27 protein-coding genes are annotated in these 24,754 nt (G+C 70.7%); 12 read left to right on the top strand and 15 right to left on the bottom strand.

Annotated elements, in window-relative coordinates:
- The first annotated feature begins 85 nt into the window (after positions 1-85).
- The 6 genes from ACIA5C_RS16150 (at position 86) to ACIA5C_RS16125 (ending at position 5,898) form a co-directional block, all read left to right on the top strand.
- Positions 86-625: a dihydrofolate reductase family protein gene (locus ACIA5C_RS16150; protein WP_396055116.1), complete on the top strand. Its 540-nt coding sequence runs from the start codon at positions 86-88 to the stop codon at positions 623-625.
- Between the two features lie 173 nt (positions 626-798).
- Positions 799-1,866 carry an ATP-dependent DNA ligase gene (locus ACIA5C_RS16145; protein ID WP_396055114.1) on the top strand — a complete coding sequence of 356 codons (1,068 nt, stop codon included), beginning with the start codon at positions 799-801 and terminating at the stop codon, positions 1,864-1,866.
- A 41-nt stretch (positions 1,867-1,907) separates the two neighbouring features.
- Complete coding sequence (locus ACIA5C_RS16140; protein WP_396055112.1) at positions 1,908-3,473, top strand: alpha/beta hydrolase; 1,566 nt, start codon at positions 1,908-1,910, stop codon at positions 3,471-3,473.
- 38 nt (positions 3,474-3,511) lie between these two features.
- Positions 3,512-3,916: a GNAT family N-acetyltransferase gene (locus tag ACIA5C_RS16135; RefSeq protein ID WP_396055629.1), complete on the top strand. Its 405-nt coding sequence runs from the start codon at positions 3,512-3,514 to the stop codon at positions 3,914-3,916.
- A 240-nt stretch (positions 3,917-4,156) separates the two neighbouring features.
- Positions 4,157-4,588: a YciI family protein gene (locus tag ACIA5C_RS16130; protein WP_396055110.1), complete on the top strand. Its 432-nt coding sequence runs from the start codon at positions 4,157-4,159 to the stop codon at positions 4,586-4,588.
- 44 nt (positions 4,589-4,632) lie between these two features.
- Positions 4,633-5,898, top strand: a complete 1,266-nt coding sequence (locus ACIA5C_RS16125; RefSeq protein WP_396055108.1) for an RNA polymerase sigma factor — start codon at positions 4,633-4,635, stop codon at positions 5,896-5,898.
- Here the strand turns inward: ACIA5C_RS16125 and ACIA5C_RS16120 are convergent.
- From ACIA5C_RS16120 to ACIA5C_RS16100, 5 genes are all read right to left on the bottom strand, one after another.
- Positions 5,878-7,164 carry an MFS transporter gene (locus ACIA5C_RS16120; RefSeq protein ID WP_396055106.1) on the bottom strand — a complete coding sequence of 429 codons (1,287 nt, stop codon included), beginning with the start codon at positions 7,162-7,164 and terminating at the stop codon, positions 5,878-5,880. The two genes, ACIA5C_RS16125 and ACIA5C_RS16120, sit on opposite strands and share 21 nt — an antisense overlap.
- A gap of 337 nt (positions 7,165-7,501) precedes the next feature.
- Positions 7,502-7,729: a hypothetical protein gene (locus ACIA5C_RS16115; protein ID WP_396055104.1), complete on the bottom strand. Its 228-nt coding sequence runs from the start codon at positions 7,727-7,729 to the stop codon at positions 7,502-7,504.
- A 98-nt stretch (positions 7,730-7,827) separates the two neighbouring features.
- Positions 7,828-8,859, bottom strand: coding sequence for a non-homologous end-joining DNA ligase (ligD, locus tag ACIA5C_RS16110; RefSeq protein ID WP_396055102.1), 1,032 nt, complete (start codon positions 8,857-8,859; stop codon positions 7,828-7,830).
- A gap of 76 nt (positions 8,860-8,935) precedes the next feature.
- Positions 8,936-9,490 carry an LPXTG cell wall anchor domain-containing protein gene (locus tag ACIA5C_RS16105; protein WP_396055100.1) on the bottom strand — a complete coding sequence of 185 codons (555 nt, stop codon included), beginning with the start codon at positions 9,488-9,490 and terminating at the stop codon, positions 8,936-8,938.
- Positions 9,491-9,585: 95 nt separating this feature from the next.
- Entirely contained in the window at positions 9,586-10,083 is a 498-nt protein-coding gene (locus ACIA5C_RS16100; RefSeq protein ID WP_396055098.1) for a hypothetical protein, read from the bottom strand.
- A 75-nt stretch (positions 10,084-10,158) separates the two neighbouring features.
- Between ACIA5C_RS16100 and msrB the strand changes: the two genes are divergently transcribed.
- Entirely contained in the window at positions 10,159-10,563 is a 405-nt protein-coding gene (msrB, locus tag ACIA5C_RS16095; protein WP_396055096.1) for a peptide-methionine (R)-S-oxide reductase MsrB, read from the top strand.
- Positions 10,564-10,580: 17 nt separating this feature from the next.
- Here msrB and ACIA5C_RS16090 read toward each other — a convergent pair whose 3' ends face one another.
- The 6 genes from ACIA5C_RS16090 to ACIA5C_RS16065 all read right to left on the bottom strand — a co-directional run bounded on the left by ACIA5C_RS16090 (position 10,581) and on the right by ACIA5C_RS16065 (position 13,908).
- On the bottom strand, positions 10,581-11,582 hold the full coding sequence (locus ACIA5C_RS16090) for a glycosyltransferase family 2 protein (RefSeq protein WP_396055094.1): 1,002 nt from the start codon (positions 11,580-11,582) through the stop codon (positions 10,581-10,583).
- A 63-nt stretch (positions 11,583-11,645) separates the two neighbouring features.
- Complete coding sequence (locus tag ACIA5C_RS16085) at positions 11,646-12,143, bottom strand: dihydrofolate reductase (RefSeq protein ID WP_396055092.1); 498 nt, start codon at positions 12,141-12,143, stop codon at positions 11,646-11,648.
- Positions 12,140-12,940 (bottom strand): thymidylate synthase, encoded by an 801-nt coding sequence (locus ACIA5C_RS16080; protein WP_396055090.1) that lies wholly within the window; start codon positions 12,938-12,940, stop codon positions 12,140-12,142. Before ACIA5C_RS16080 ends, ACIA5C_RS16085 begins: the two co-directional genes overlap by 4 nt.
- 68 nt (positions 12,941-13,008) lie before the next feature.
- A complete protein-coding gene (locus tag ACIA5C_RS16075; protein ID WP_396055088.1) occupies positions 13,009-13,260 on the bottom strand; it encodes a hypothetical protein in 252 nt (83 codons plus the stop codon).
- A gap of 40 nt (positions 13,261-13,300) precedes the next feature.
- The gene (locus ACIA5C_RS16070) at positions 13,301-13,549 is read right to left on the bottom strand and encodes a hypothetical protein (RefSeq protein WP_396055086.1); all 249 of its coding nucleotides are present in this window, start codon (positions 13,547-13,549) and stop codon (positions 13,301-13,303) included.
- Between the two features lie 101 nt (positions 13,550-13,650).
- Positions 13,651-13,908 carry an isoamylase early set domain-containing protein gene (locus ACIA5C_RS16065; RefSeq protein WP_396055084.1) on the bottom strand — a complete coding sequence of 86 codons (258 nt, stop codon included), beginning with the start codon at positions 13,906-13,908 and terminating at the stop codon, positions 13,651-13,653.
- Between the two features lie 80 nt (positions 13,909-13,988).
- Here ACIA5C_RS16065 and ACIA5C_RS16060 point away from each other — a divergent pair, with 80 nt between their 5' ends.
- Entirely contained in the window at positions 13,989-14,450 is a 462-nt protein-coding gene (locus ACIA5C_RS16060; RefSeq protein ID WP_396055082.1) for a GNAT family N-acetyltransferase, read from the top strand.
- Here ACIA5C_RS16060 and hemQ read toward each other — a convergent pair.
- The 3 genes from hemQ to hemE form a co-directional block, all read right to left on the bottom strand.
- Positions 14,422-15,123 (bottom strand): hydrogen peroxide-dependent heme synthase, encoded by a 702-nt coding sequence (gene hemQ, locus ACIA5C_RS16055; RefSeq protein ID WP_396055080.1) that lies wholly within the window; start codon positions 15,121-15,123, stop codon positions 14,422-14,424. The two genes, ACIA5C_RS16060 and hemQ, sit on opposite strands and share 29 nt — an antisense overlap.
- Positions 15,120-16,520: a protoporphyrinogen oxidase gene (hemG, locus tag ACIA5C_RS16050; RefSeq protein WP_396055078.1), complete on the bottom strand. Its 1,401-nt coding sequence runs from the start codon at positions 16,518-16,520 to the stop codon at positions 15,120-15,122. The genes hemQ and hemG overlap by 4 nt, the downstream gene beginning before the upstream one ends.
- Positions 16,521-16,585: 65 nt before the next feature.
- Positions 16,586-17,614, bottom strand: a complete 1,029-nt coding sequence (gene hemE, locus ACIA5C_RS16045) for a uroporphyrinogen decarboxylase (RefSeq protein WP_396055076.1) — start codon at positions 17,612-17,614, stop codon at positions 16,586-16,588.
- Between the two features lie 422 nt (positions 17,615-18,036).
- Here hemE and ACIA5C_RS16040 point away from each other — a divergent pair, with 422 nt between their 5' ends.
- Positions 18,037-18,609, top strand: coding sequence for a DUF3000 domain-containing protein (locus tag ACIA5C_RS16040; RefSeq protein ID WP_396055073.1), 573 nt, complete (start codon positions 18,037-18,039; stop codon positions 18,607-18,609).
- A 47-nt stretch (positions 18,610-18,656) separates the two neighbouring features.
- Here the strand turns inward: ACIA5C_RS16040 and ACIA5C_RS16035 are convergent, their stop codons facing one another.
- Positions 18,657-19,664, bottom strand: a complete 1,008-nt coding sequence (locus ACIA5C_RS16035) for a S1C family serine protease (RefSeq protein ID WP_396055071.1) — start codon at positions 19,662-19,664, stop codon at positions 18,657-18,659.
- Positions 19,665-19,823: 159 nt separating this feature from the next.
- On the opposite strand from ACIA5C_RS16035, the gene ACIA5C_RS16030 reads away from it, so the two are divergent.
- From ACIA5C_RS16030 to ACIA5C_RS16020, 3 genes are all read left to right on the top strand, one after another.
- Entirely contained in the window at positions 19,824-21,140 is a 1,317-nt protein-coding gene (locus tag ACIA5C_RS16030) for an HRDC domain-containing protein (protein WP_396055069.1), read from the top strand.
- Between the two features lie 373 nt (positions 21,141-21,513).
- Entirely contained in the window at positions 21,514-22,704 is a 1,191-nt protein-coding gene (locus tag ACIA5C_RS16025; RefSeq protein WP_396055067.1) for a thiolase family protein, read from the top strand.
- Positions 22,701-24,752, top strand: coding sequence for a 3-hydroxyacyl-CoA dehydrogenase NAD-binding domain-containing protein (locus ACIA5C_RS16020; protein ID WP_396055065.1), 2,052 nt, complete (start codon positions 22,701-22,703; stop codon positions 24,750-24,752). Before ACIA5C_RS16025 ends, ACIA5C_RS16020 begins: the two co-directional genes overlap by 4 nt.
- Positions 24,753-24,754 lie beyond the last annotated feature (2 nt).

The following is a 24,754-nucleotide window of genomic DNA, read 5'->3' as shown; positions in this document are numbered from 1 at the left end:
GGTGTCCTTCCCAAAAGCGGCGGCCGTGCTCTAGCCTCTCCCTACCGGTTGCATGTCGCAACTGGTTCGACGGAGGGGCGCGACGATGACCGGACAGGTGCTGTGGCACTTCACGATGTCGCTGGACGGGTTCGTGGCCGGGCCCGGCCACTCGATGGACTGGATGACCGGCTTCACGTTCCGTCCCGGCCTGGTCGACGACTACGTGACGACCACCGGCGCCGTGCTCGGCGGCCGCGACGGCTGGGACATGGCGGTGGACGGCAACCGGCCCTACGGCGGCGCCTGGGACGGGGCGATCTTCGTGCTCACCCACCACCCCGAGGATGCGAAACCGGCCGACGGCGTCACGTTCCTCAACTGCGGGGTGGCCGAGGCGGTGCGGATCGGTCTGGACGCGGCCGACGGCAGGAACCTCGAGGTCTTCTCGCCGACGATCGGCCGCCAACTGCTCGGACTCGGCCTGATCGACCGGATCGACCTGCACGTGGTGCCGATCCTCCTCGGCGACGGCATCCGCCTCTACGACAACCCGGGCGGCGTGCCGATCCGCCTCGACCGCGCCGGCACCGACGACCCGCAGGGCGCCGTCGATCTCCGTTTCACCCCGATCCAGGCGCGCTAGCCGGGCGCAACCACGCACGCACGTCGCCCGGGCGGGGTGAGCGTTCCGGGCGCGCCAGCGCCCTGCTCGCCCCGGCCGGGCCCTCGGCGGGAGCGACGGTCCGCCACCCCCCACCCCGCTACGACATTTTGACCGGGGCTTCCGAAAGAGCGAAGAAACGGCAGACTGGGCGAATGGAATTGCCGCTGAATCCGCCGGTCAAGCCGATGCTCGCGAAACCCGTCGCCGAGATACCGGCCGGGCAGGTCTATGAGCCCAAGTGGGACGGGTTCCGGTCGATCATCTTCCGGGACGGTGACGAGGTCGAGATCGGCAGTCGCAACGAGAAGCCGATGACGCGGTATTTCCCGGAGGTCGTCGAGGCGATCAAGGCAAACTTCCCGCCGCGCGCGGTCATCGACGGCGAAGTGATCGTGGCCGACACGGGGCGGAACACGCTCGATTTCGAAGCTCTGCAGCAGCGGATTCATCCGGCGGCGAGCCGGGTCAAGCTGCTCAGTGAGCAGACGCCGGCCGGGTTCGTGGCGTTCGACCTGCTGGCGCTCGGTGACGAGGACCTGACCGAGCGGCCGTTCGCGGAGCGGCGGGCGCGGCTGATGGAGGCGTTGAAAGACGCGAAGCCGCCGGTCTATGTCACACCCGCGACCGAAGATCTCGACACGGCGAGAAGGTGGTTCGCCGAGTTCGAGGGGGCCGGGCTCGACGGGCTGATCGCCAAGGCGAAAGACCTCACCTATCAGCCCGACAAGCGGGTGATGGCGAAGATCAAGCACAAACGGACGGCCGATTGCGTGGTCGCCGGCTACCGGCTGCACAAGTCGGGCGACGACCGGATCGGGTCGTTGCTGCTGGGGCTGTACGACGAGCGGGACGTGCTGGTCTCGGTCGGGGTGATCGGCTCGTTCTCGATGGCGGTGCGCGCGGAACTGTTCCAGGAGATGCAGGCGCTGGTGACGACGTTCGACGGCCATCCCTGGAACTGGGCCGCGCACTCCGGTGGCGAGCGCACCCCGCGCAAGAACGAGATGAGCCGCTGGAACAACGGAAAGGACCTGTCGTTCGTGCCGCTGCGGCCGGAGCGGGTGGTCGAGGTGCGCTACGACTACATGGAGGGCCTGAGGTTCCGGCACACCGCACAGTTCGAGCGCTGGCGGCCCGACCGTGACCCGCACTCCTGCACCTACGACCAGCTGGAACGTCCGGTCCAGTTCAACCTGGCCGAGGTACTCACCAGCCGCTGAGGGCGGCACTCAGACGGACCGGCTAGCCTCGTGCCGAGTCAATGTCGTCGAAAGGCTCCGCTGTGCCGCGTCTTGCCCGACTGGTCGTCGCTCTTCCCGTCGCGATCGTGGTCGCGCTGGCCGGTTGCACCGTTCCGTCCTTTGCGCCGTCCGGGGGCGCGACCGCCGGCTCGGCGCAGTCCGGGCAGAACACCGACTGGAAGCCCTGCCCCGAGATCCCGCAGGATCTGGTCGGCCAGGGTGCCTCCGGCATGGAGTACGACTGCGCGTCGGTGCCCGTTCCCGAGGACTGGAACAATCCGGGCAGCGGGCAGAAATTCAACATCGCGATGATCCGCGTGCGCTCGAAGCGGCAGCACGACCGCGTCGGCTCCCTGCTGATCAACCCGGGCGGCCCGGGCGGCTCGGGCATCGACACCGCGGTCTACCTGTCGTTCGGGCAGACCCTGGGCGGCCTGCCGACCGCGATCACCGACCGGTTCGACATCATCGGCTTCGACCCGCGCGGCGTCGGCCGGTCCAACCCGATCAAGTGCATCAGCGACACCGACCAGGACGCCAGCTTCGCGGCCGCGCCCGACCCGGTCAGCCCGGCCGCCTTCGACTCCTACGTCGCGCTGAACAAGAAGATCGCCACCGAGTGCGGCCAGAAATACGGCTCCGAACTGCCGTTCTTCTCGACCGAGCAGGCGGCCAAGGACATCGACTCGCTGCGGGCCGCGGTCGGCGACCCCAAGCTGAGCTATCTCGGCTTCTCGTACGGCACGCTGCTCGGCGCGACCTACGCCCAGCTGTTCCCCGGCAAGATCCGGGCGATGGTGCTGGACGGGGCGGTCGACCCCAAGCAGAGCTACATCACGAGCTCCGAGGTGCAGGCCAAGGGCTTCGAGCGGGCGTTCTCCAACTTCGCCTCCTGGTGCCGGAAGACGCCGGACGACTGCCCGATCGCGCCCGACGCCCACAAGGCGGTCACCGACGCGCTGAGCAAGGCGGCCAAGAACCCCGTACCGGGTGCCGACGGCCGCAAGGCCACCCCGGGCTGGATCTTCGTGGCGGTGATCTCGTCGCTGTACAGCGAAACGGGCTGGCAGAAACTCGCCAACGCGGTCGCCGACCTGCAGCAGGGTGACGCGAAGGGCATTTTCACGCTGGCCGACCAGTACGCCGAGCGTGACACGAGCGGCCACTACAGCAACCTGTTCGACGCCAACCTGGCCGTCAACTGCGCCGACACCGACGCCGCGCCTTCGGTCGACGAGGTGCGCAAGCTGCAGGGCGAGTGGCGCCAGAAATACCCGCTGTTCGGCGGCTCGCTCGCGGTCGGCATGCTGCCGTGCACGTTCTGGCCGGGCAAGCGTGATCCCTACCCGGCGGGCGCGGCCAAGGGCGCCCCGCCGATCGTCGTGGTCGGCACCACCGGCGACCCGGCCACCCCCTACGAAAACACCGCCGACCTGGCCGGCATGCTCGGCGTCGGCCACGTGCTGACCTGGGAGGGCGAGGGCCACACCGCCTACCCGAGCACCACCTGCATCGTCTCGGCGGTCGACAACTACCTGCTCGACCTCACGGTCCCGCAGGAGGGCCTCCGGTGCCCGCCGAAGTGATCTTCCGCCGGGCCACGCGGGATGACCTTCCGGCCATCATGGCTCTGCTCGCCGACGACGACATCGCCCGGGCCCGGGGCGGCTACGACACCGACCTGCCGACGGAGGCTTTCGCCCGGATCGACGCCGACCCGCGCAACGAGCTGATCGTCGCGTCCACCGAAGACGACGGCGCGATCGTCGGCACCTGCCAGCTGACGTTCATCCCCGGCCTCAGCCGGGGCGGCTCCGAACGCATGACCATCGAGGCGGTCCGCGTGCGCACCGGCCTCCGCGGCGCCGGCATCGGCCGCCGCATGATGGAGTTCGCCCTCGACCGAGCGCGCGCCCGCGGCTGCACCCTCGCCCAGCTCACCACCGACAAACGCCGGGCCGACGCCCATCGCTTCTACGCCTCGCTCGGCTTCGTGGCCAGCCACGAGGGCATGAAACTGACGCTTTAAAGCATGTCGTAGCAGGGGAGTCTTCAGTCTGTTCTGGGCGGTGGGTGGGGCGGTCGGACGGGGGTGGCGGACCGCTGCTCCCGCCGAGGGCCCGGGGCGCTCACCCCTCCCGGGCGACCTGCGTGAGTGGTTGCGCCCGAAACCCAAAAAACTTTCCGGCCGGTGTCGAATGGGCCGGCGCCCGATCGACGCGTAGGTGAGACACCCCGATGAGGACGCACCTGACATTAGGAGACAACGATGCGGTTCATGGTGATCACCAAGGCCACCGCCGAGAGCGAGTCCGGCCGACCGGCCGCCACCGAGGATTTCGAGACGGTGGGTAACTTCATCCAGGAGCTGATCGACGCCGGCGTGCTGCTGGCCGCCGACGGTCTGCACCCCAGCTCCCAGGGCGCCCGGATCTACTTCGACGGCGAGAAGAAGACCGTGATGGACGGGCCGTTCACCGAGACCAAGGAGCTCATCGCCGGCTTCTTCCTGGTCGAGACGAAGTCGCTCGAGGAGTGCGTCGAGTGGTTCAAGCGCTACCCGGTTCTGCGTCCGGGCGCGACCGAGCCGACCAACATCGAGATCCGGCGGGTCATCCAGATCGAGGACGTCGGCGAGGAGCTCACCGCCGAGCAGCGGGAAACCGTGGAGCGGCGCGACCAGGGCGCCCGGTACAACTGATCACCACGGTTGCGTCCGATCGCGCGGTCGGGTAGACGAGGTCGGTGACCACTGACACTCACCGCGCGATCGAGGCGGTCTGGCGGATCGAGGCGCCCCGGCTCATCGCCGGGCTGACCCGGCTCGTCCGCGACCTCGGCGTGGCCGAGGAACTGGCCCAGGACGCGCTGGTCGCGGCCCTCGAGCAGTGGCCGGCCGAGGGTGTGCCGCGCAATCCGGGCGCGTGGCTGATGACGACCGCCCGGCGCCGGGCCGTCGACCAGATCCGGCGCAACGAGACCTTCCGGCGCAAGGTGGAGGAGGTCGGGCGGGAACTCGAGGAGTCCACCCCGGACATCGGCGCGGCGATCGCCGAGGACGACGGGATCGGCGACGACCTGCTGCGGCTGGTGTTCGTGGCCTGCCACCCGGTGCTGTCGGCGGAGGCCCGCGCCGCGCTCACCCTGCGGTTGCTCGGCGGCCTGACCACCGACGAGATCGCGCGGGCCTTCCTGGTGCCCGAGTCGACCGTGGCGCAACGCATCGTGCGGGCCAAGAAGACCCTGGCCAACGCGCAGGTCCCGTTCGAGGTGCCGGAGGGCGACGAGCTGGCGGCCCGGCTCGCCTCAGTACTCGAGGTCGTCTACCTGATCTTCAACGAGGGCTATTCGGCGACCGCCGGCGACGACTGGATGCGGCCGGCGCTGTGCGCGGACGCCCTGCGGCTGGGCCGGGTCCTGGCCGGGCTGGCCCCGCGGGAGCCCGAGGTGCACGGCCTGGTCGCGCTGATGGAGATCCAGGCGTCCCGGGCGGCCGCCCGCACCGGCGGAGACGGCGAGCCGATCCTGCTCGCCGACCAGAACCGGGCCCGCTGGGATCAGCTGCTGATCCGCCGCGGCCTGGCCGCGCTGGAGCGGGCCGAGCCCCTGATCGACGGCCGGCCCGGCCCGTACGTGTTGCAGGCGGCCATCTCGGCCTGCCACGCCCGGGCCCGGCGCTTCTCCGACACCGACTGGGAGCGCATCGCCGGGCTCTACGAGCTGTTGGCCGAGGCGATGCCGTCGCCGGTGGTCGAGCTGAACCGCGCGGTGGCGCTGTCGATGGCGTTCGGGCCGGAGGCCGGGCTGGCCCTGCTCGACCAGCTGGTGGCCGTCCCGGCCCTGCAGAACTACCACTTGCTGCCCAGCGCACGCGGCGACTTCCTGGCCCGGCTGGGCCGGCACGCCGAGGCGCGGGCCGAGTTCGAGCGGGCGGCGTCGCTGACCCGCAACGGGCGGGAGCGGACCCTACTGCTGGACCGCGCCGCCGCGTCACCACCCGACCACCAGTGACCGGCGGCGTCCCACCAGCAGCAACGCGAGGAGCAGGCCGCCGGCCGCGGCGACCCGCAGCGCGCCGGCCGATCCGAACCGGTCGGCGGCCACGCCCGCCAGGGCCGACCCGACGGCAATGGTGCTCAGCCCCGCCGCGGTGATCATCGTGAAGGCTTCGACGGCATGGCCGGCCGGCGCGAGACGTCCGGCCAGGGCGTAGCCGAGCACCCCCGCCGGCCCAAGGCAGCTGCCGACCAGAAAGAGCGAGCCGGCGAACACCACCGGCGCCGCCGCGACCGAGGCGGCGCCGACGGCAACCGCGCACCCGGCGGTCAGGGCGGCCAGGCGCCAGGCCGGTCGGCCGGTCTGCAGCCGGGTCCCGGACACGACGGCGCCGGTCAGGCTGCCCGCAGACAGAGCCGCATACATGAACCCGGCGTGCCCGGTGAAGCGCGCAGCCGCCGACACCTGAACCACCCCGATGATCACCCCGTGCCCAGCCGCGACCAGCAGCAGCATCCGCACTCCCGAGCCGGCCAACGCCCCGACAAGACCACTGCGCCCACGCAGCCGGCGGCCGCCCTGCCCGCGCCCGCCCTGCCTGCGCTGATCCTCCCCGCACTGGACCTCCCCGCGCTGGCCGACCCCGGGCTGGCCCACCCCGGGCTGGCCCACCCCGGGCTGGCCCTCTCCGTGCCAGGCTCGCGACGCGCGGCTGGTGGCCACCATCGCGGTACCCACCGCGAACAGCACCGCGCAGAGCAGGATGACCCCGGCGGGCTCGGTGACCAGGAGGAGCGCCGTCACCATCAGGGGCCCGAGCAGCAGGGTCGTCTCGAACAGCACCGACGACAGGGTCATCGCCGCGGGAAGCAGAGGCGGCGGCAGCAGGGTGGGCCACAGCGCCCGCAGGCTCGCATTGACCTGCGGCTCGCAGGCCCCGCTCAGGAACGCGAACACCTGCACGGCGGCGCCGGCACCGGACCGGCCGGCGACCACCAGCCCGGTCATCGCGGCCAACTGCGCGCCGGCCGCCCCGAGCAGGATCGGCGTCGGCCCGAACCGATCGATCAGCCGGCCCTGAACCAGCATGCCGACAGCCGTCCCGGCGCCAAGCATGCCGACGGCCAGCCCGGCCGCCGCGAATCGCCCTTGCGAGCGCTGCACGAGCAGCAGCACCGCCAGCCCGAGCATGCCGATCGGAACGGAGGCGATCGCCGCACCAGCGGCCGGGCGCCCAGCACCGGGCCGCCGCAGAACAGTGAGAAATGCACCCGAAGCCACCGGAGTCACCTCGAAAGACGAAGGTCACCGGTGTCCGGCCGGGCACCGCGCACGGTGACGACGAACGCACCGTGGCGCACCCCCATCCGAGCACGGCAGCGCCCGCCCGCACAACCCAGCAGCCGGGCAGGCCGTCGGCGCTCCAGGAAGACTTGCACCACGCTCCATTCCAAGAGCGATAGGTGCCGAACAGCCGATCGCGCTGCCGCAGAAACGACCACTGTGGTGCCGTGTGGCGGTCGCGAGTTTGACCGGTTCGGCAGCAGCCAGCCGCCGTAACCCAGCCTCGTGGAAGCCGACCGGCCTCCGGATCGCCCGCGCAGCGCCCGGATCGGGCCTAGCGGTGGCTGGGGGTGCGGCCGACGACGAAGTACGACAGCGGGGCGAGTCCGGCCGTGTTGATGAGCGCCGTTGACGCCCACAACCATTTCGGCCCGCGTACCTGGTTGGCCGGCCGGCGCCGGAGGTCGATCAGCATCGCCGTTTTGAGGGCGGTCTCGAAGACGGCCGCCACGATGATGATCTGACGTTGTCGGTCGCTGAGGTTGCTTCGCTGCTTGGCCATGACCGCTCCCGGCCTCCTGTTGCGGCTACCCGTGCAGCCTAGCGGCCCCGCGACGACCCGGCGGGGCGAGACGTTCGGTCACGGGATAACAGCGCCTGCTAGCTCTTGTCCTCCCAGTTGGCGTGGTTCATCTTGCTCGGCTGCACGCGGGGCGGCTCGCCCGGCATCTTGGGGTGGTCGGGCGGGTAGGGCAGGTCGCCCAGCCCCGCCTTCTCGTCGCGCTCCGACCACTCGAGGAGCGGGGTGATGTCGTGGGCCACGTCGTCGATCGTGGCGTGCGGATCGCCGATCTTGGCGAAGCGGGGCGGCATCGTGCGCAGGTCGAAGTCGTCCGGCTCGACGTCGGGCAGTTCGTTCCAGGTGACCGGGGCCGACACGGTCGCCCGGGGGTTGGCCCGCAGCGAGTACGCGCAGGCGATCGTGCGGTCGCGGGCCATCTGGTTGTAGTCGAGGAACACCTTCTCGCCGCGCTCCTCCTTCCACCACGCGGTGGTGATGTGGTCGGGGCGGCGCCGCTCGACCTCGCGGGCCAGCGCGATCGCCGCCCGCCGCACCTCGATGAACGACCACTGCGGGGCGATGCGGATGTAGACGTGGGCGCCGCGACCGCCGGAGGTTTTGGGGTAGCCCGTCCAGCCCAGGTCGGCCAGCACCTCGCGCACCACCTGGGCGGTGCTGACCACGTCGCCGAAGTGGGTGCCGGGCTGCGGGTCGAGGTCGATGCGCAGCTCGTCGGGGTGGTCGGGGGCGTCGCCGCGGACCGGCCAGGGGTGGAACACGATCGTGCCCATCTGGGCGGCCCACGCCACGTGGGCCAGGTCGGCCGGGCAGAGTTCCTGGGCCGTACGCATGCTGGGGAACTTGATCGTCGCGGTCTGGATCCAGTCGGGGACGCCGCGGGTGGGTATGCGCTTCTGGAAGAACGTCTCGCCGTCGATGCCGTCCGGGAAGCGTTGCAGGGTGGTCGGGCGGTGGCCCAGCGCCCGCATGATGCCGTCGCTGACCGACCGGTAGTAGTCGAAGACGTCGCGCTTGGTGTAGCCCGGACCCGGGAAGACCATCTTGTCGGGGCTGGTCAGCCGGACCGTGTGCCCGGCGATCTCGATTTCCTCGGCTGCGGCTTTCGGCATGATGCGAACCCTAGGCCACCGGACCGACAAAAAGGCCGCCTGGTGAGAACCAGGCGGCCTTGTGCGGCGTACGCGATCAGGCGTTGCGCCGCCGGCGCGTGTACCAGATCGAGGCCGCACCCGCGGCGAGCAGGATGCCGCCGAGGGAAGCGAGCGCACCGGTCGTCGGACCGGTCACCGGCAGGGCACTGCCGGCGCTGACGCCGCCGCCCGGCTTGCTGACGGTCGGCACCGGGGTGGCCGAGCTCGGGCTCACCCCGCCCGGCGGGACGGTGTTGGCGTGGCCGGTCGGCGTGGTCGTCGGCGGCGTGGTGGCCGGCGAGACACCGCCGTAGCCGCCGTGCCCGCGCGTGTGGGTGGTGCCCGGTGTGGTGGCGGCGGACGTCCGGTTGTGGGTCGGCGCCGGCGCGGTCGTGGTCGGCAGCGTGCCGCCCGGCGTCTCGTTGCCGTAGCCCTGGGCGCAGTTGGCGCGGTAGCCCCCGGTGCACGGCGTGGCCATGGCGACCGGGCGGAGTCCCGCGACGTCGGCCGGCGCGGCCGAGGCCGGCGCCCCGGAGAGGGCCAGCGCGGCGAGGACGGTCACGCCGGCCGCGGGCAGTCCGGCGGCGATCATCCGGCGAGTCAGGCTCATGAGGAGTATCCGTTTCTGTTGCGTCGGTTCCAGGTCCGAAAGGCGAGCTTAGCGCGGATCGCCCGATTTACCCGCTAATGGTGTCCGGCGGGTCATCATCCCGGAAGTCCACCGAAACGGTGACTACGCCACAGATGGGACAAAGCGAACATTTTGCTCTCGAAATGCGGGTCCGCGGCGAACAACTCGCCGCTGTAGGGGGCTTGAAGTTGCAGACTTGCCCCGGAATCGAGGTAGACCGAGACCACGGTCCGCCCGCCGCGCCGCTCGGCCCGCAGGTCGACGACCCGGTTCCAGGGTGCGATCCCGTCGGCGAAGACCGAGTGGATCCGGATGCCCCCGGCACAGATCTCGGTGCCGGTGCGCCGGGCGACCGGCGGCCCGAGCATCGCACCGGCCAGCGGCGGCCCGACCGCCAGCACCGCCCACACCCACGACGGTGGCGCCACCACCGCGGTCAAGGTCACCGCGGCCGCCGTGGCCAGGGCCAGCGAGACGACGCCGACCAGCGCGATCAGGGCGCCGAGGTAGAGGCCACGGGCCAGCGCCTGCTGCCAGGTGGGACGGAACGTTGCGGGCGACGCATCTTCCATAACCTTTCAACGGGCCCGGCTGTGTTGTTGGCCGCACTCGTCGTCCGTCAGCGCTCATCGACGTACATTTGTGCTATGGCAAACGAGACCACCCTGCCCACCACCGAGGACGAGTGGCGGGTCCGCCTTTCCCCGGCCGAGTTCCGGGTGCTCCGACAGGCCGGCACCGAGCCGGCCTGGTCCGGCGAGTACGTCGACACCAAGACCGAGGGCATGTACAACTGCCGCGCCTGCGGTGCCGCCCTCTACCCGAGCGACGACAAGTTCGACTCGCACTGCGGGTGGCCGTCCTTCGACGACGCCATCCCCGGCGCGATCCGCGAGATCGACGACACCAGCCACGGCATGGTCCGCACCGAGATCCGATGCGCCCGCTGCGACTCGCACCTGGGTCACGTCTTCCGCGGTGAGTTCATGACCGCGAAGAACACCCGGCACTGCGTCAACAGCCTGTCCATCAAGCTCGACCCCAAGGCCTGAGCCCGCCTGGCGGGTCGTCAGCGGCGACCCGCCAGCTCCACCGATTCGATCCCGTCGGCGACGCGGCGCGCCGCCTCGTCCTCGGTGTCCATCGCGACCAGGAACTGCGGCCGGTTCTGGCTCGCCGCATAGATCCGGCCGATGTATTCGCCCAGCAGACCCAGACAGATCAGCTGGATGCCGCCCAGCAGCAGCACGGCGATGTAGAGCGAGGTCCAGCCGGGCACGACCGCCCCGAAGCCCCACGCGGCCAGGCCGCTGACGATCAGCGCCAGGCAGAGCAGGAAGCTGAACAGGCCGAGCCACGTCGCGATGCGCAGCGGGGCGGCCGAGAAGCTGGTGACGCTGTCCAGCGTCAGCTTGATCATCTTGCTCAGCGGGTACTTCGTCTCGCCGGCCACCCGCTCGGCCCGCGTGTACGCCACCTCGGCGCTCGAGAAGCCGAGCGACGGCACCACGAGTCGATAGACCGGGCGCTGCTCGGGCAGATCGTTGAGCACGTCGACCACGGCCCGGCTCATCAGCCGGAAGTCGCCCGCGTTGTCGCTGACCCAGGGGCCGACCAGGCGGCGCATGACCCAGTAGTACAGGCCGGCGGTGTTGCGCTTGAACACGGTGTCGGTGCTGCGGTCGCCGCGCACGCCGTAGACCACGTGCACATCCTGCTGCCGGGCGGCATCGAGCATCTCGCCGATGACCTCGGGCGGGTCCTGCAGGTCGGCGTCGATGCTCACCACGTAGGCGCCGTGAGCACTCCGCAGCCCGGCCCGCAGCGCGGTCTGGTGACCCACGTTGCGCCGCAGCGCCACCACCCGCAGCTCGGGCCACTCCCGCCGCATTTCGATGAGACGGGCCACGGTGGCGTCGCGGCTGCCGTCGTCGACGGCGACGACCTCGTACGTCACTCCCAGCCCGTCGAGCACCGGGCGGAGGCGGGCCACGAAGTGGTCGACCGCCTCGCGCTCGTTGTACATCGGAGTGACGACCGACAGGGTCACTGATGCGAAGCGCTGCGGCATAAGAGTTTTTCCTCCGGCGTCGGACCGCCGAAAATTACGGCGTCGGCCGAGCAAATTAACCGGTCATTTCGGCCCTCGCAGGTCCGAACGGGTGAATTCTTCGATAACGAAGCGAGCCCCGCTCCGCGAAGTCTGCCACCCGGAGTCGCTGGTCAGCACCCAATCCGAACTTAGTTCAGGAGCGCGTACCCCGCCCTTAACTTCGAGGTCGACCCGCGTACGCAAAATGTGCTCGGCCTTCGGGAGAAATGCTTCGTAAACGGCGGCTCCGCCGCCGATCCAGATTTCACCGTCGGAGAGATCGACGTCGGCGGCATCGTGCACCACAACCGCGCCGTCGGCCGACCACTGCCGGTCGCGGGTGAGCACGACGTTGCGCCGGCCCTCGAGCGGCCGGAAGCGGGGCGGCAGCGAGTCCCACGTGGCGCGGCCCATCACGACGGTGCCGCCCATCGTGCGGTCGCGGAAGTTGGCCTGGTCCTCCGGGAGGCGCCACGGGATGGTGCCGTCGGCCCCGATCACCCGGTCGTGCGCCTCGGCCCAGATCATGTGCACGGTCACACTGCCACCGGGGCCTTCAGCGTCGGGTGATGCTGGTAGCCGACGACCGTGAAGTCTTCGTAGCGGTAGTCGAACAGCGACGGGCGCTCGGCGATCTCCAGGCGCGGGAACTCGTAAGGCGAGCGGCTCAGCTGCTCTTTCACCTGGTCGACGTGGTTGTTGTAGATGTGGCAGTCGCCGCCCACCCAGATGAAGTCGCCCGGCGCCAGCCCGACCTGCGCCGCCATCATCTGCGTGAGCAGCGCGTAGCTGGCGACGTTGAACGGCACGCCGAGGAACAGGTCGGCGCTGCGCTGATAGAGCTGGCAGCTCAGTTTGCCGTCGGCGACGTAGAACTGGAACATCGCGTGGCACGGGGCCAGCGCCATCGACGACAGGTCGGAGACGTTCCAGGCCGAGACGAGCATGCGCCGGGAGTCGGGGTCCTTGCGGAGCGTCTCGAGCACGCCGCCGATCTGGTCGATGTGACCGCCGTCGGGGGCCGGCCAGGAGCGCCACTGCACCCCGTAGACCGGGCCGAGCTCGCCGTCGGCGTCCGCCCACTCGTCCCAGATCGTCACGCCCTGGTCGCGCATCCAGCCGACGTTGCTGTCGCCCCGCAGGAACCAGAGCAGCTCGACCGCGATCGACTTGAAGTGCACCCGCTTGGTGGTGATCAGCGGGAAGCCCTCGGAGAGGTCGTATCGCAGCCGCTCGCCGAACAGGCTCACGGTGCCGGTGCCGGTGCGGTCGTTCTTGGCGGTGCCGCTGGTCAGCACCTTGCGCAGCAGGTCTTCGTACTGGGTGTCGACGGACATGGCCGCAACGGTAGCGGCTCTGCCGCCGCCACCCCAGGTGGCAGAGGGGATGGCGACGGCAGAGTGTCTTAACCCGCCCAGGATTCCGTCAGCGCGGGCACCGAGTGGCCGTTCATGTCCGCCGACTGCGGGTGAGCGGTCGCCGCGGTGGCCGCGACCACGAAGCCGAGGTCGGCTCCGAGCTGCTGCCAGCGGTCGTAGAGGACCTGGTCGTGCAGGATGTTCTTGATCTCCTGCTGGGCGGCCCGCATCTCGTCGAGCGCGGCCTCGTACCGCTCGACCCGCTTGTGCAGGTCGGAGGAGCCTTCGTACATGGTCATGTGCTCACGTTAAGCGATAAATGAGGACTTATTCGTGTTTTCAGTGAGACGGGAGGAGTCGCGCGGCGATCGTGACCACGCGCTGGGCCAGATGGGTCAGAGCGGCATCCTCGACCGGGGTGAGAGGCGCGTCGTTGGCCGGCCCGGTGACGTGCGAGACGCCGTACGGATTGCCGTCCGCGAACTTCAGCGGGTCGGTGTAGCCGGGCGCCACCACGATCCCGCCGAAGTGGTAGATCGTGTTGTACAGCGCGAGCAGCGTGGACTCCTGGCCGCCGTGCGCGGTCATCGACGCGGTGAAGCCGGCGTAGACCTTGTCGGCCGACTGCCGGCCCAGACCACGTCTGCCTGCAAAGTCCGAGCATCCCCGGGGAGGGCCGGCGAAACGGGTCAAACCCGCAATTCGCTCCCGGCCTGGTCGTCGTCGAGCCAGATGCCGTCGGACGCCAGGTAGCGGAACGAGTAATGACCGGGCGAAAGAGTCACGCTCACGGTCCGCGTGCCGTCCCGGCGCGGGACCAGCTCGTGCCGGCCCGGCTCCCAGTCGTTGAACGTGCCGACCACGCTGACCGCCCCGGCCGGCTCGCCGACCGGTAGGCAGAAGGTCACTCGGGTCTTGTTGCCGAAGAGCCTGCTCCGCTTGATCATCAGTCCTCCATCCCAACAACGCACGGGAGACGGTACGGGTGACGGGCGGCCGAACACCCCGGCCCGCATACCCTGGGCGGGTGCATCCGGAACCCCACGACGAACTGCGGTCGGCGACCTTCCGCGACCTCGACACCACCACTCTCTACGCGATCCTCAGGCTGCGCAGCGAGGTCTTCGTGGTCGAGCAGGAGTGCGCCTACGCCGACATCGACGGCCGCGACGACGAACCGGGCACCCGGCACGTCTGGTTCGAACGCGACGGCGAGGTACGCGCCTACCTGCGCATCCTCCGCGAGGACGGCCACGAGCGGGTGGGCCGCGTAGTCACGGCCAAGGACGCTCGCGGCGCCGGACTGGCCGGTCGGCTGATCACCGAAGCGCTGGAGATCATCGGCAACCGGCCGAGCACGCTCGACGCCCAGGCCCACCTGACCGCCTTCTACGCCCGCTACGGCTATCAGCCGTCGGGGCCGGAATTCCTGGAGGACGGCATTCCCCACGTCAAGATGTTCAGGGCAGCGACTCGACCAGCTCACTGATCGAGCGCCGGCGGCCGGTGTAGAACGGGATCTCCAGGCGCGTGTGCCGGCGCGCGCTCGCCGCGCGCAGGTCACGCATGAGGTCGACGATGCGGTGCAGCTCGTCGGCCTCGAAGGCGAGCAGCCACTCGTAGTCGCCGAGCGCGAACGCGGCCACCGTGTTGGCCCGCACGTCGGGGTAACCGCGGGCCAGCTTGCCGTGCTCGGCCAGCATGGAGCGGCGTTCCTCGTCGGGCAGCAGGTACCACTCGTAGGAGCGGTTGAACGGGTAGACGCAGATGTAGGACCGCGCCTGTTCGCCGGCCAGGAACGCCGGCAGGTGGCTCTTGTTGAACTCGGCCGGCCGGTGCAGGGCCATCTGCGACCAGACCGGGGACAGATGCCGGCCGAGGCCGGTCCGGCGGAACAGCCCGTACGCCTCCTGCAGCGCGTCGGACGAGCTGGAGTGCCACCAGATCATGACGTCGGCGTCGGCCCGCAGACCCGACACGTCGTACGTACCCCGGATGGTCACGTCCTTGCCCGACAGCTGCTCGAAGAGCGAGTCGACCTCGCCCGCGAGCCCGTCGCGCAGCGCCGGCAGCGGGGTGGACGCCTTGAAGACCGACCACATCGTGTAGCGGATCGTCGCATTCAACTCGTTGATGCGCGCCGCGTTGCTCTGCTCGCTCATGCTGCCTCCTCCAAGGCCTTGTGCACGTCTTCCGCCGCCCGCTCGCCGCTCGCGATGCAGGCCGGGATGCCGACCCCGTCGAGCGAGGCGCCGGCCACCGCCAGCCCGTCCGGCAGCGCCCCCCGCACCTGCGCGACCCGGTCGAGGTGACCCGGCGGGTATTGCGGCAGGCCACCACCCCAGCGCTGCAGGAACGTCTCCGCGGGCGCGGGCAGCGCAACACCGGTCAGCTCGCACAGTTCGCGGTGCGCCCGCTCGAGCAGCACCGTGTCGTCGAACTGCAGCCGCTCGGCCTCGCCGGCCCGGCCCAGCGACGCCCGCACCAGCACCGGATCGTCGGCGCCGGCCAGGTGCGGCCACTTGCGGGTGACGAAGGTGGCCGCCTTGACCAAGGTGCCCTCGCTCGGCGGCACCAGCAAACCCGACAGCTCGGGAAGCTTCGTGCCGGCTGGGAACGCCATACCGACCAGGGCCACGCTCGCGTAGTCCAGCACGCCGATCGCCTCGCCCGCCTCCGGGGCGACGCCGGTCAGCAGCTTGGCGGCTGCCCGCGACGGCACGGCGAGCACCACGGCGTCGACCTCGTCCAGCTGCGGCGCCGCGGTTGGACCCAGGACCAGACGCCAACCGTCGCCGGTGCGGGCCACCTCGCGTACCGGAAGACCGAGAGAGATCCGCGCACCGCTCGCCGCCGCCGCGGCGGCGACCAGGCGACTCATGCCGCCGTCGAGCGCGCCGAACACCGGCCGGCCGGGGGCGCGCCGGGCCGCCGCCTCGGCCTGAGCCGTCCGCACCGCCGCTTGCAGAGTGTGTTCGATCCGGGCGGTGCGAGCCAGCTGAGGAATGGTCACCGCGAGTGAGAGCCGGTCGGCCCGACCGGCATAGATGCCGCCGAGCAGCGGGTCGACCAGGCGATCCACCACCTGGTCGCCGTAGCGCGCTCGAACCAGCTCACCGACCGCGACATCTTCGCCTGCGGCGAGCAACGGACGGCCCTCGTCGAGGTCACGGTCCGTCGCCGGCTGCGCGACGCTGCCCACGTCCGCCACATTTCCCGGTACGCCGATGAGCGTCCCGCCGGGAATGCGCGCCAGGTCGCCGCCGATCGCCAGCGCGGCCGGGACCGCCGCCGGGTGCCGCAGAGCGCCCTCGAGCTCGAGCCGGCGCACCAGCGCGAGAGCGGCCGACTCGCTGCCGTCGGGCGCCGACATCAGGAACGACTCGGCGCCGCGCTCGGCCGTCACCCCGCCCAGCTTGCCGGTGCGGAGCTTGCCGCCCAGCGCGCCCGACTGCTCGTAGACGATCAGCTCGGTCCCCGGCGGCGTGAGATCACGCAGGCGCACCGCGGCGGCCAGGCCGGACACGCCCCCACCGATGATCGCGACTCGCTTGCGCACGTTCTCAACCCTCGCAGGTCAGTTCGTCCTGCCACCACCGGGGTAGCACGGGTGTGACGCCCGGATCAGCGGGCCGACTCCTCGTGGATCAGCGCGACCAGCCGGGTCAGGACGTCCGGGTCGGTCTCGGGAAGCACGCCGTGGCCCAGGTTGAACACGTGACCGGGGGCCGCGCGGCCCTGGTCGAGCACCCGCCGGGCCTCCCGGGCGACCACCTCCCAGTCGGCGAACAGAACGGCCGGGTCAAGGTTGCCCTGCACGACCCCGACCCGCTTGGACGCCTCGTCGAGCGGCGTACGCCAATCGACGCCGACCACGTCCGCCCCCGCCTCCCCCATCGCGCCGAGCAGCACCGTGGTGCCGACGCCGAAGTGGATGCGGGGCACTCCGGCGTCCGCCAGGCCACCGAGCACCTTGGCCGAGTGCGGCATCACGTACTGCCGGTAGTCGGCCTCGGAGAGCGCGCCGGCCCACGAGTCGAACAGCTGGACCGCACTCACCCCCGCCGCGACCTGGGTCCGCAGGAAGGACAGCGCGATGTCGGCGAGGCGGTCGAGCAGGGCGTGCCACAGCTCGGGCGCGCCGTACATCATCGCCTTGGTCTTGAGGTAGGTGCGCGACGGCCGACCCTCGATCAGGTAGCTGGCCAGCGTGAACGGGGCGCCCGCGAAACCGATCAGCGGAGTCGCTCCGAGCTCGCCGACCAGCATCCGCACGGCCGCGTCGACGAAGCCGACGTCGTCGCCGCTGATCGGCCGGAGGCGGCCCAGGTCGGCCTCGCTCCGGATCGGCTCGGCGACCACCGGTCCGGTGCCGGGCACAATGTCGAGGTCGACGCCGGCTGCCGCCAGGGGCACCACGATGTCGCTGTAGAGGATCGCGGCGTCAACCTGGTGACGGCGCACCGGCTGCAGGGTGATCTCGGTGACCAGCTCGGGTCGCCGGCACGACTCGAGCATGCCGATCCCCTCCCGGATCTTGTGATATTCCGGCAGCGAGCGCCCGGCCTGCCGCATGAACCAGACCGGGGTGTGCGGCACGTCCCGCCCCCGGCACGCCCTGACAAACGCAGAATCCTCGAGCACTGAAGTCACCGAGCCATCGTGCACCACCCAGACCCCACACCCCCCGCCGCCCTCACAACCACGCGAAGCACACCAGCAACCGTGCGATCGCCAGCCACCGCACAACCACGCGAAGCACGCCAGCAACCGTGGCGATCGCCGCCGGTGTTATGGCACGCGGTTCCCGCCGCTCGCCGGGTTTGCGAGTGTCGGAAACCGCGAGTCATGACACCGGGTCAAAGGCGATCGCCCGCGCAGCGAAGCGGAGCGGAGCCAGCAAACACAGCGATCGCCCGCGCAGCGCAGCGGAGCCAGCAACACAGCGATTGCCCGCGCAGCGAAGCGGAGCCAGCAACACAGCGATTGCCCGCGCAGCGAAGCGGAGCCATTAAACAGAGACTCGCCGTGTTGCTATCGATGGAGTCCAGCACGTAACGGCATACGCTTCGTTCATGGCGTCCCCCTCCGCTGTCCCCGAGGCGTTCACCCGCGCCGTCGCTGGGCTGCGGGCCGCCGCACCCCGTCCCGAAATCCTGCTCGAAGAGATCGCCGCCCCGCAGAAGCTGGCGCCGTGGGCCTTCGCGCTCAGCGCCACCGTCCTGCGCAGCGGCGAGGAGGTGGCCGGCGGGCGGCTGATCCTGCTGCACGATCCGGCCGGGCACGAGGCGTGGCGCGGCAATCTGCGGCTGGTCACGCTGGTCACCGCCGAGCTCGAGGACGATCTGGCGAGCGATCCGCTGCTATCGGCGGTGGCTTGGACCTGGCTCATTGACGCGCTCGACCAGCAGTCGGCGGCCTACACCGCGATCGGCGGCACGATCACCCAGACCACGTCGACCAGGTTCGGTGAGCTGGCCGGGCCGGCGCCGACGGCCGATCTCGAGGTGCGCGCGTCGTGGACGCCGACCAGCGACGGCCTCGAGACGCACCTGCTCGGCTGGTGCGCGATGCTCGCCTCGACCGCGGGGCTGCCGCCGCCGGGCGTGACCGACCTGAGTGACCGCCAGCGGGCGTCCGCGAGCTAGCAGACCGACCGAGCCAGCAGACCGACCGAGCCAGCAGACCGACCGAGCTAGCAGACGGAGAAGGTGTCGCAGGCCGTCTTGATCGGGATGGCCAGGCCGATGCCCTCGGCGTCTTTCGCCTTGGCCGTCGCCACGCCGACCACCTGGTGGTCGGCGTTGAGGAGCGGGCCACCCGAGTTGCCGGGGTTGATCGCCGCGTCGAACTGGATTGTCGTGCCGTCGGGGTCGCCCGGCCGGTAGGCGCTGATCACCCCGCTGGTCACCGTGTCGTCCAGGCCGAGCGGGGCGCCGACCACGACCACCTGCTGACCCGGCTTGACCTGTCCCTCCGAGGTGCCGAGCGGGGCGATGCCCTGGCCGGCCTGGAGCAGCGCGAGATCCTTGCCCTTGTTAACCTTCACGATCGTCGCGTCGATCTGTGTGCTGCCGCGCTCCAGGGACACCTTGCGGCCGCCGTCGCTGTAGATCTCGGCGACCACGTGATAGTTCGTGATCAGGTTGGCTTTGCCGCCGGACGCCTTGTCACCGACCGAGAACGCGGTGCCGGTGAAGTCGCCGGCCCGCACCCGGAAGACGCTCGGCAGCGCCTTCGACGAGACCGCCTCGGGGTCGAAAACTCCGGCCAGCTGCTTCTCCAGCTGGTCGGTACGGTTGCGCTCGTCGCTCAGGCCGGACGTCAGCGACTGGTTGTCGCGGGTCATTCCTTCGATCCGGTACGCCTGCCACGCCGCGACCACGATCAGCACCGCGACCAGTCCGGCGACCGCCGGGCGCACCCAGGAGCCCCGGGCCGGCTGCTCGCGAGGGGCGTCCTGCAGCGGGGCGCCGGACACGGGGTAGCCGGATGTCGGCGCGTACGCCGGACGGCCCGGCGCCGGGCGCGCATCGCCCGACCACCGCGGGTCCTCGGTCCAGTGACCGGCGGGAACGCCCTGCTGCTGCTGGCCCCAGTGCTGGTCTTCGACCCAGGTGGCCTCTTCGGCGCGCCGCCGCCCGCCGTAGCCGCCCTCGCCGGACGCACCAGCGGGAACGAACGGGTCGTACGTCGTGGTCATCCGGCACGGCCTCCCGGTCTCGGCGCTGGCGCCAGGTAGTACGGACGCCACTGTCATTCGGTTGAATGCGGGTCGTCCGGATGTCCCAAGTCGATCGAGAACCGACGCGCCGGGAGCCTGCTGCGCGCGCCGGGGGCGGTACCCCCGTACGGTTACGGAGTGACCGACGAAGCACCCCTGGGCCGTCGGGACGCGCCGGAGTCTGCAGATAACGGACCGCACGCAGTGCCGCCCGACCCGACGTCTGGTGGTCCCGAGTCCGTTGCCGCCCCCACCGCGGTTCCGCTGACCGCGCCCCGCGAGGGCACCCCACGCCCGGTTGAGACCGCGTCCGAACTGGCCGAGGTCGTCGCCCGGATGGCCGCCGGCAGCGGACCGGTGGCCGTGGACGCCGAGCGAGCCTCCGGCTACCGCTATACCCAACGCGCCTATCTCATCCAGTTACGCCGGGCCGGCGCCGGGACTGTTCTGATCGACCCGATGCCGCTCGATGACCTGCGCACCCTCGACGCCGCCCTGGCCGAGACCGAGTGGGTGCTGCACGCGGCCAGCCAGGACCTGGCCTGCCTGGCGGAGATCGGCATGCGACCGCGTCGCCTGTTCGACACCGAGCTGGCCGCGCGGCTGGCCGGCTTCGAGCGGGTGGGCCTGGCCGCGCTGACCGAGCAGCTGCTCGGCTTTTCCCTGGAGAAGCATCATTCGGCGGCGGACTGGTCGACCCGGCCGCTGCCCGAGTCGTGGCTGACGTACGCGGCGCTCGACGTCGAACTCCTCACCGACCTGCGCGACCTCCTGGCCGGTGAGCTGGAACGCCAGGGTAAGGCGGCGTGGGCGGCCGAGGAGTTCGCGGCGCTGGTCGCGGGGGCGGATCGTCCGCCGCGTGTCCGCCCCGACCCGTGGCGCCGCACGTCGGGCATCCACCGGGTTCGCGGGGCCCGGGCCCAGTCGCGGGTGCGCGCTCTGTGGTACGCCCGTGACGGCGTGGCCGCCCGCCGCGACTCCGCTCCTGGCCGGGTCCTGCCGGATTCGGCGATCGTGGCCGCGGCCGAGTCCGATCCGAAGGACGAGCGGACGCTGCTGGCCATTCCCGGTTTCGGCGGCCGATCGGTGCGCCGGCTGGCCCGGGTGTGGCTGGACGCGCTCGACGAGGCCCGGTCGCTGCCCGACGACGAGTTGCCGGTCAATCAGCCGGTCGACGGGCCTCCGCCGCCGCATCGGTGGGCGGAGCGGGATCCGGTGGCGGCGGCCCGGTTGCAGCGCTGCCGGGGTGTGGTCGTGGGCACCGCCGAGGCGCACACGTTGCCGCCGGAAAACCTGATCAGCCCGGACTTCATCCGGCGGCTGGCCTGGTCGCCGCCGGAGGAGATCTCGGTACAGACGGTGGCCGACACGCTGCGGGGCTTCGGCGCCCGCAACTGGCAGGTCGGCCTGATCGCCGACGGCCTGGCCCGGGTGCTGCCGGAACCGACCGACTGAGCTGCCGGGGGCGCTTTCAGCGCCCCCGGCTGCGTGTGCAGGGCCTGGGAGTGCTGCGCCACGAGTTCGGCGTACGTGCCGTCGCGCTCGGCCCAGCGGTGCATGAGGCGTCGATGACGCGATGGTCTCCTGACCCCGAGCCCGGCATCGGCGGGCTGGGGTAAGAAGTGCCTTGCTGTTCCGGGTACTGCCGGACGGGTCCCGCGTTGTCCGCGATGGTGGTCGTATGGCGTTTGGTTTTCGGGGTTTCGGGTCCGCTTCGATGAACTCTCTCCTGGGGTCGATGTGACGTTTCCGGATCGCTCTGGCACCCTCTAGTTACTGACGAGTAGCATTTCGCACACTGATGGGCTCGCCCGCAAGGAGGCATGCTGTGCCCCGTGAAGTACGTGAGGTCGTCTTTGTCGACGGCGTCCGCACACCGTTCGGCAAGGCGGGCGGCATGTATGCCGAGACCCGCGCCGATGACCTGGTGATCCGTTGCATCCGTGAGCTTCTGCGCCGCAATCCGCAGCTTCCGCCCGAGCGGGTGGACGACGTCGCGATCGCGGCGACCACCCAGATCGGCGACCAGGGTCTGACCATCGGGCGCACGGCGGCGCTGCTGTCCGGCCTGCCCAAGACGGTGCCCGGCTATGCGATCGACCGGATGTGCGCCGGCGCGATGACCGCGGTGACGTCGGTGGCCGGTGGCATCGCGATGGGCGCCATGGACATCGCGATCGCGGGCGGTGTCGAGCACATGGGCCGGCACCCGATGGGTGAGGGCGTCGACCCCAACCCGCGCATCCTGGCCGAGAAGCTCGTCGACCCGTCGGCACTGGTCATGGGCTCGACGGCGGAAAACCTGCACGACCGGCTGCCCGGGATCACGAAGGAGCGGGTCGACCGCTACGGGCTGAACTCGCAGCTCAAGACCGCCAAGGCGTACGCCGACGGCAAGCTGCAGCCCGATCTCGTGCCGGTGGCCCTCCGCAGCACCGAGCAGGGCTGGGGCCTCGCGACCGCCGACGAGGCGCCCCGCGAGACGTCGATGGAGAAGCTGGCCACGCTGAAGACTCCGTTCCGCCCGCACGGCCGGGTGACCGCGGGCAACTCGGCCGGCCTCAACGACGGTGCCACCGCGGCGCTGCTCGCCGACGAGGCGACGGCACGCTCGCTGGGCCTTCCCGTGGCGATGCGGATGGTCAGCTACGGCTTCGTCGGTGTCGAGCCGGAGGTCATGGGCTACGGCCCGATCCCGTCGACCGAGAAGGCGCTGAAGAAGGCCGGCCTGACGATCGACGACATCGGCCTGTTCGAGCTGAACGAGGCGTTCGCCGTGCAGGTGCTGGCGTTCCTCGACCACTACGGCATCGCCGACGACGACCCGCGGGTCAACCCGTGGGGCGGCGCGATCGCGATCGGGCACCCGCTCGCCTCGTCCGGCATCCGTCTGATGACCCAGTTGGCGCGCGAGTTCGCCGAGCACCCCGAGGTCCGCTACGGCCTCACCGCCATGTGCATCGGCATCGGCATGGGCGGGACCGTCATCTGGGAGAACCCGAACTGGGAGTCGAAGTGATCGAGCACCCTAATGAGGTAGTGACCAAGGCTCTCGTCCGGTTCGTCGGAGTACCCGGCCTCGATCGGCAGGCCGCGATCATCACGCTGGACAACGGGTTCGACTACAAGAAGCCGAACAGCTTCGGGCCGGCCGGGCTGCGGTCGCTGGACGCGGCGTTTGCCACAGCGGCCGCCGCGGAACCGGCATTTATTGCCATCACCGGCAAGCCGTTCATCTTCTGCGTCGGCGCCGACATCACCGGCATCCCGTACCTGACCACCCGCGAGCAGGCCCTGGAGCTGGGCGAACTCGGTCACCGGGTGTTCGCCCGGTTCAAGGACTCGACGATCCCGACCTTCGCGTTCATCAACGGCGCGGCGCTCGGCGGCGGCCTCGAGGTCGCCCTGCACTGCCACTACCGGACGGTCTCCAGCGGTGCGGCCGCGCTCGGCCTGCCCGAGGTGGCGATCGGCCTGGTTCCCGGCTGGGGCGGCAGCCAGCTGCTGCCCAACCTGATCGGCGCGCCCGGCGCGGCCCAGGTCATCCTGCAGAACCCGCTCACCCAGAAGGTGCTGCGCCCGTCCCAGGCAACCGAGCTCGGCGTGGCCGACGTGCAGTTCGAGGCGGCCGACTTCCTGGAGCGCTCGCTCGAATGGGCGGCGGGCGTCGTGCGCGGCGAGATCGAGGTGAACCGGCCTGAGGTCGACAAGGACATGTGGGACGGCGTGCTGTTCTTCGCCCGGCAGCAGCTCGACGAGAAGCTGCACGGCGCCGTCCCGTCGGCCAACAAGGCCCTCGAGCTGCTTGCCGCGGCCAAGGACGGCCTGCACTTCGAGAAGGAGACCGAGGCCCTCGCCGACCTACTCATGGGCGAGGAGTCGCGGGCCAGCCTGTACGCGTTCGACCTCGTCCAGCGCCGGGCCAAGCGCCCGGTCGGCGTGCCGCCCGCGGACCTCGCCCGCAAGGTGACCAAGGTCGGCATCATCGGCGCCGGCCTGATGGCGTCCCAGCTCGCCGCCCTGTTCGTGCGGCGGCTCGAGGTGCCGGTGATCCTGACCGACCTCGACCAGGAGCGGGTCGACAAGGGCGTCGCGTACGTGATCGGCCAGATCGACAAGCTCGCCTCGCGCAACCGGATCAGCGAGGGCACGGCGGCCAAGCTGCGCGGCCTGATCAGCGGCTCGGTCGACAAGTCCGGCTTCGCCGACGCCGACTTCGTGATCGAAGCGGTGTTCGAGAACCTCGACCTCAAGAAGCAGATCTGGGCCGAGATGGAGAAGATCGTCGGGCCCGAGGCGATCCTGGCCACCAACACCAGCTCGCTCTCGATCACCGAGATGGCGGCCGACCTGGAGCACCCCGAGCGGGTCGTCGGCTTCCACTTCTTCAACCCGGTCGCCGTACTGCCGCTCCTGGAGATCATCCGGGGCGAGCGGACCGACGACGCCGCGCTGGCCACCGCGTTCGAGGTCGGCAAGCTGCTGAAGAAGTCGTCGGTGCTGGTCAAGGACGCCCCGGCGTTCGTGGTCAACCGGCTGCTCACCCGCTTCACCAGCGAGGTCTTCCACGCGATCGACGCGGGCACGCCGCTCGACGTGGTCGACGTGGCGCTCGACCCGCTCGGCCTGCCGATGCGGCCGATCGCGCTGCTCCAGCTGGTCGGGCCGGCCGTCGCCTACCACGTGGGTGAGACGCTGCACAGCGCCTTCCCGGACCGGTTCGGCGACAGCCCCAACCTGAAGAAGATCGTCGACGCCGGGATTCCGCTCATGGTCGAGGACGAGATCAACCCCGAGGTGGTCAAGCTCATCGACGGCGGTTCCGCTCCGCTCACCGCCGACGACGTACGCCGTAAAGCCCTCGACGCACTCGCGGAAGAGATTCGCCTCATGCTCGGCGAGGGCGTGGTCGCCGAGGCACAGGACATCGACCTGTGCATGATCCTCGGGGCCGGATGGCCGTTCCACCTGGGCGGCGTCACGCCGTACCTGGACCGCAGCGGAACCTCGGAGAGGGTGACCGGCAAGCGGTTCCTGGCCAAGGGTGTGGCCGACCTCCCGGCGTGATT

This window comes from Actinoplanes sp. NPDC051343 (assembly GCF_044455125.1).
In the GTDB taxonomy this organism is placed as follows: Bacteria; Actinomycetota; Actinomycetes; order Mycobacteriales; family Micromonosporaceae; genus Actinoplanes.
The sequence above is the reverse complement of the archived record's forward strand: the minus strand, read 5'-3'. Positions and strand labels throughout refer to the sequence as shown.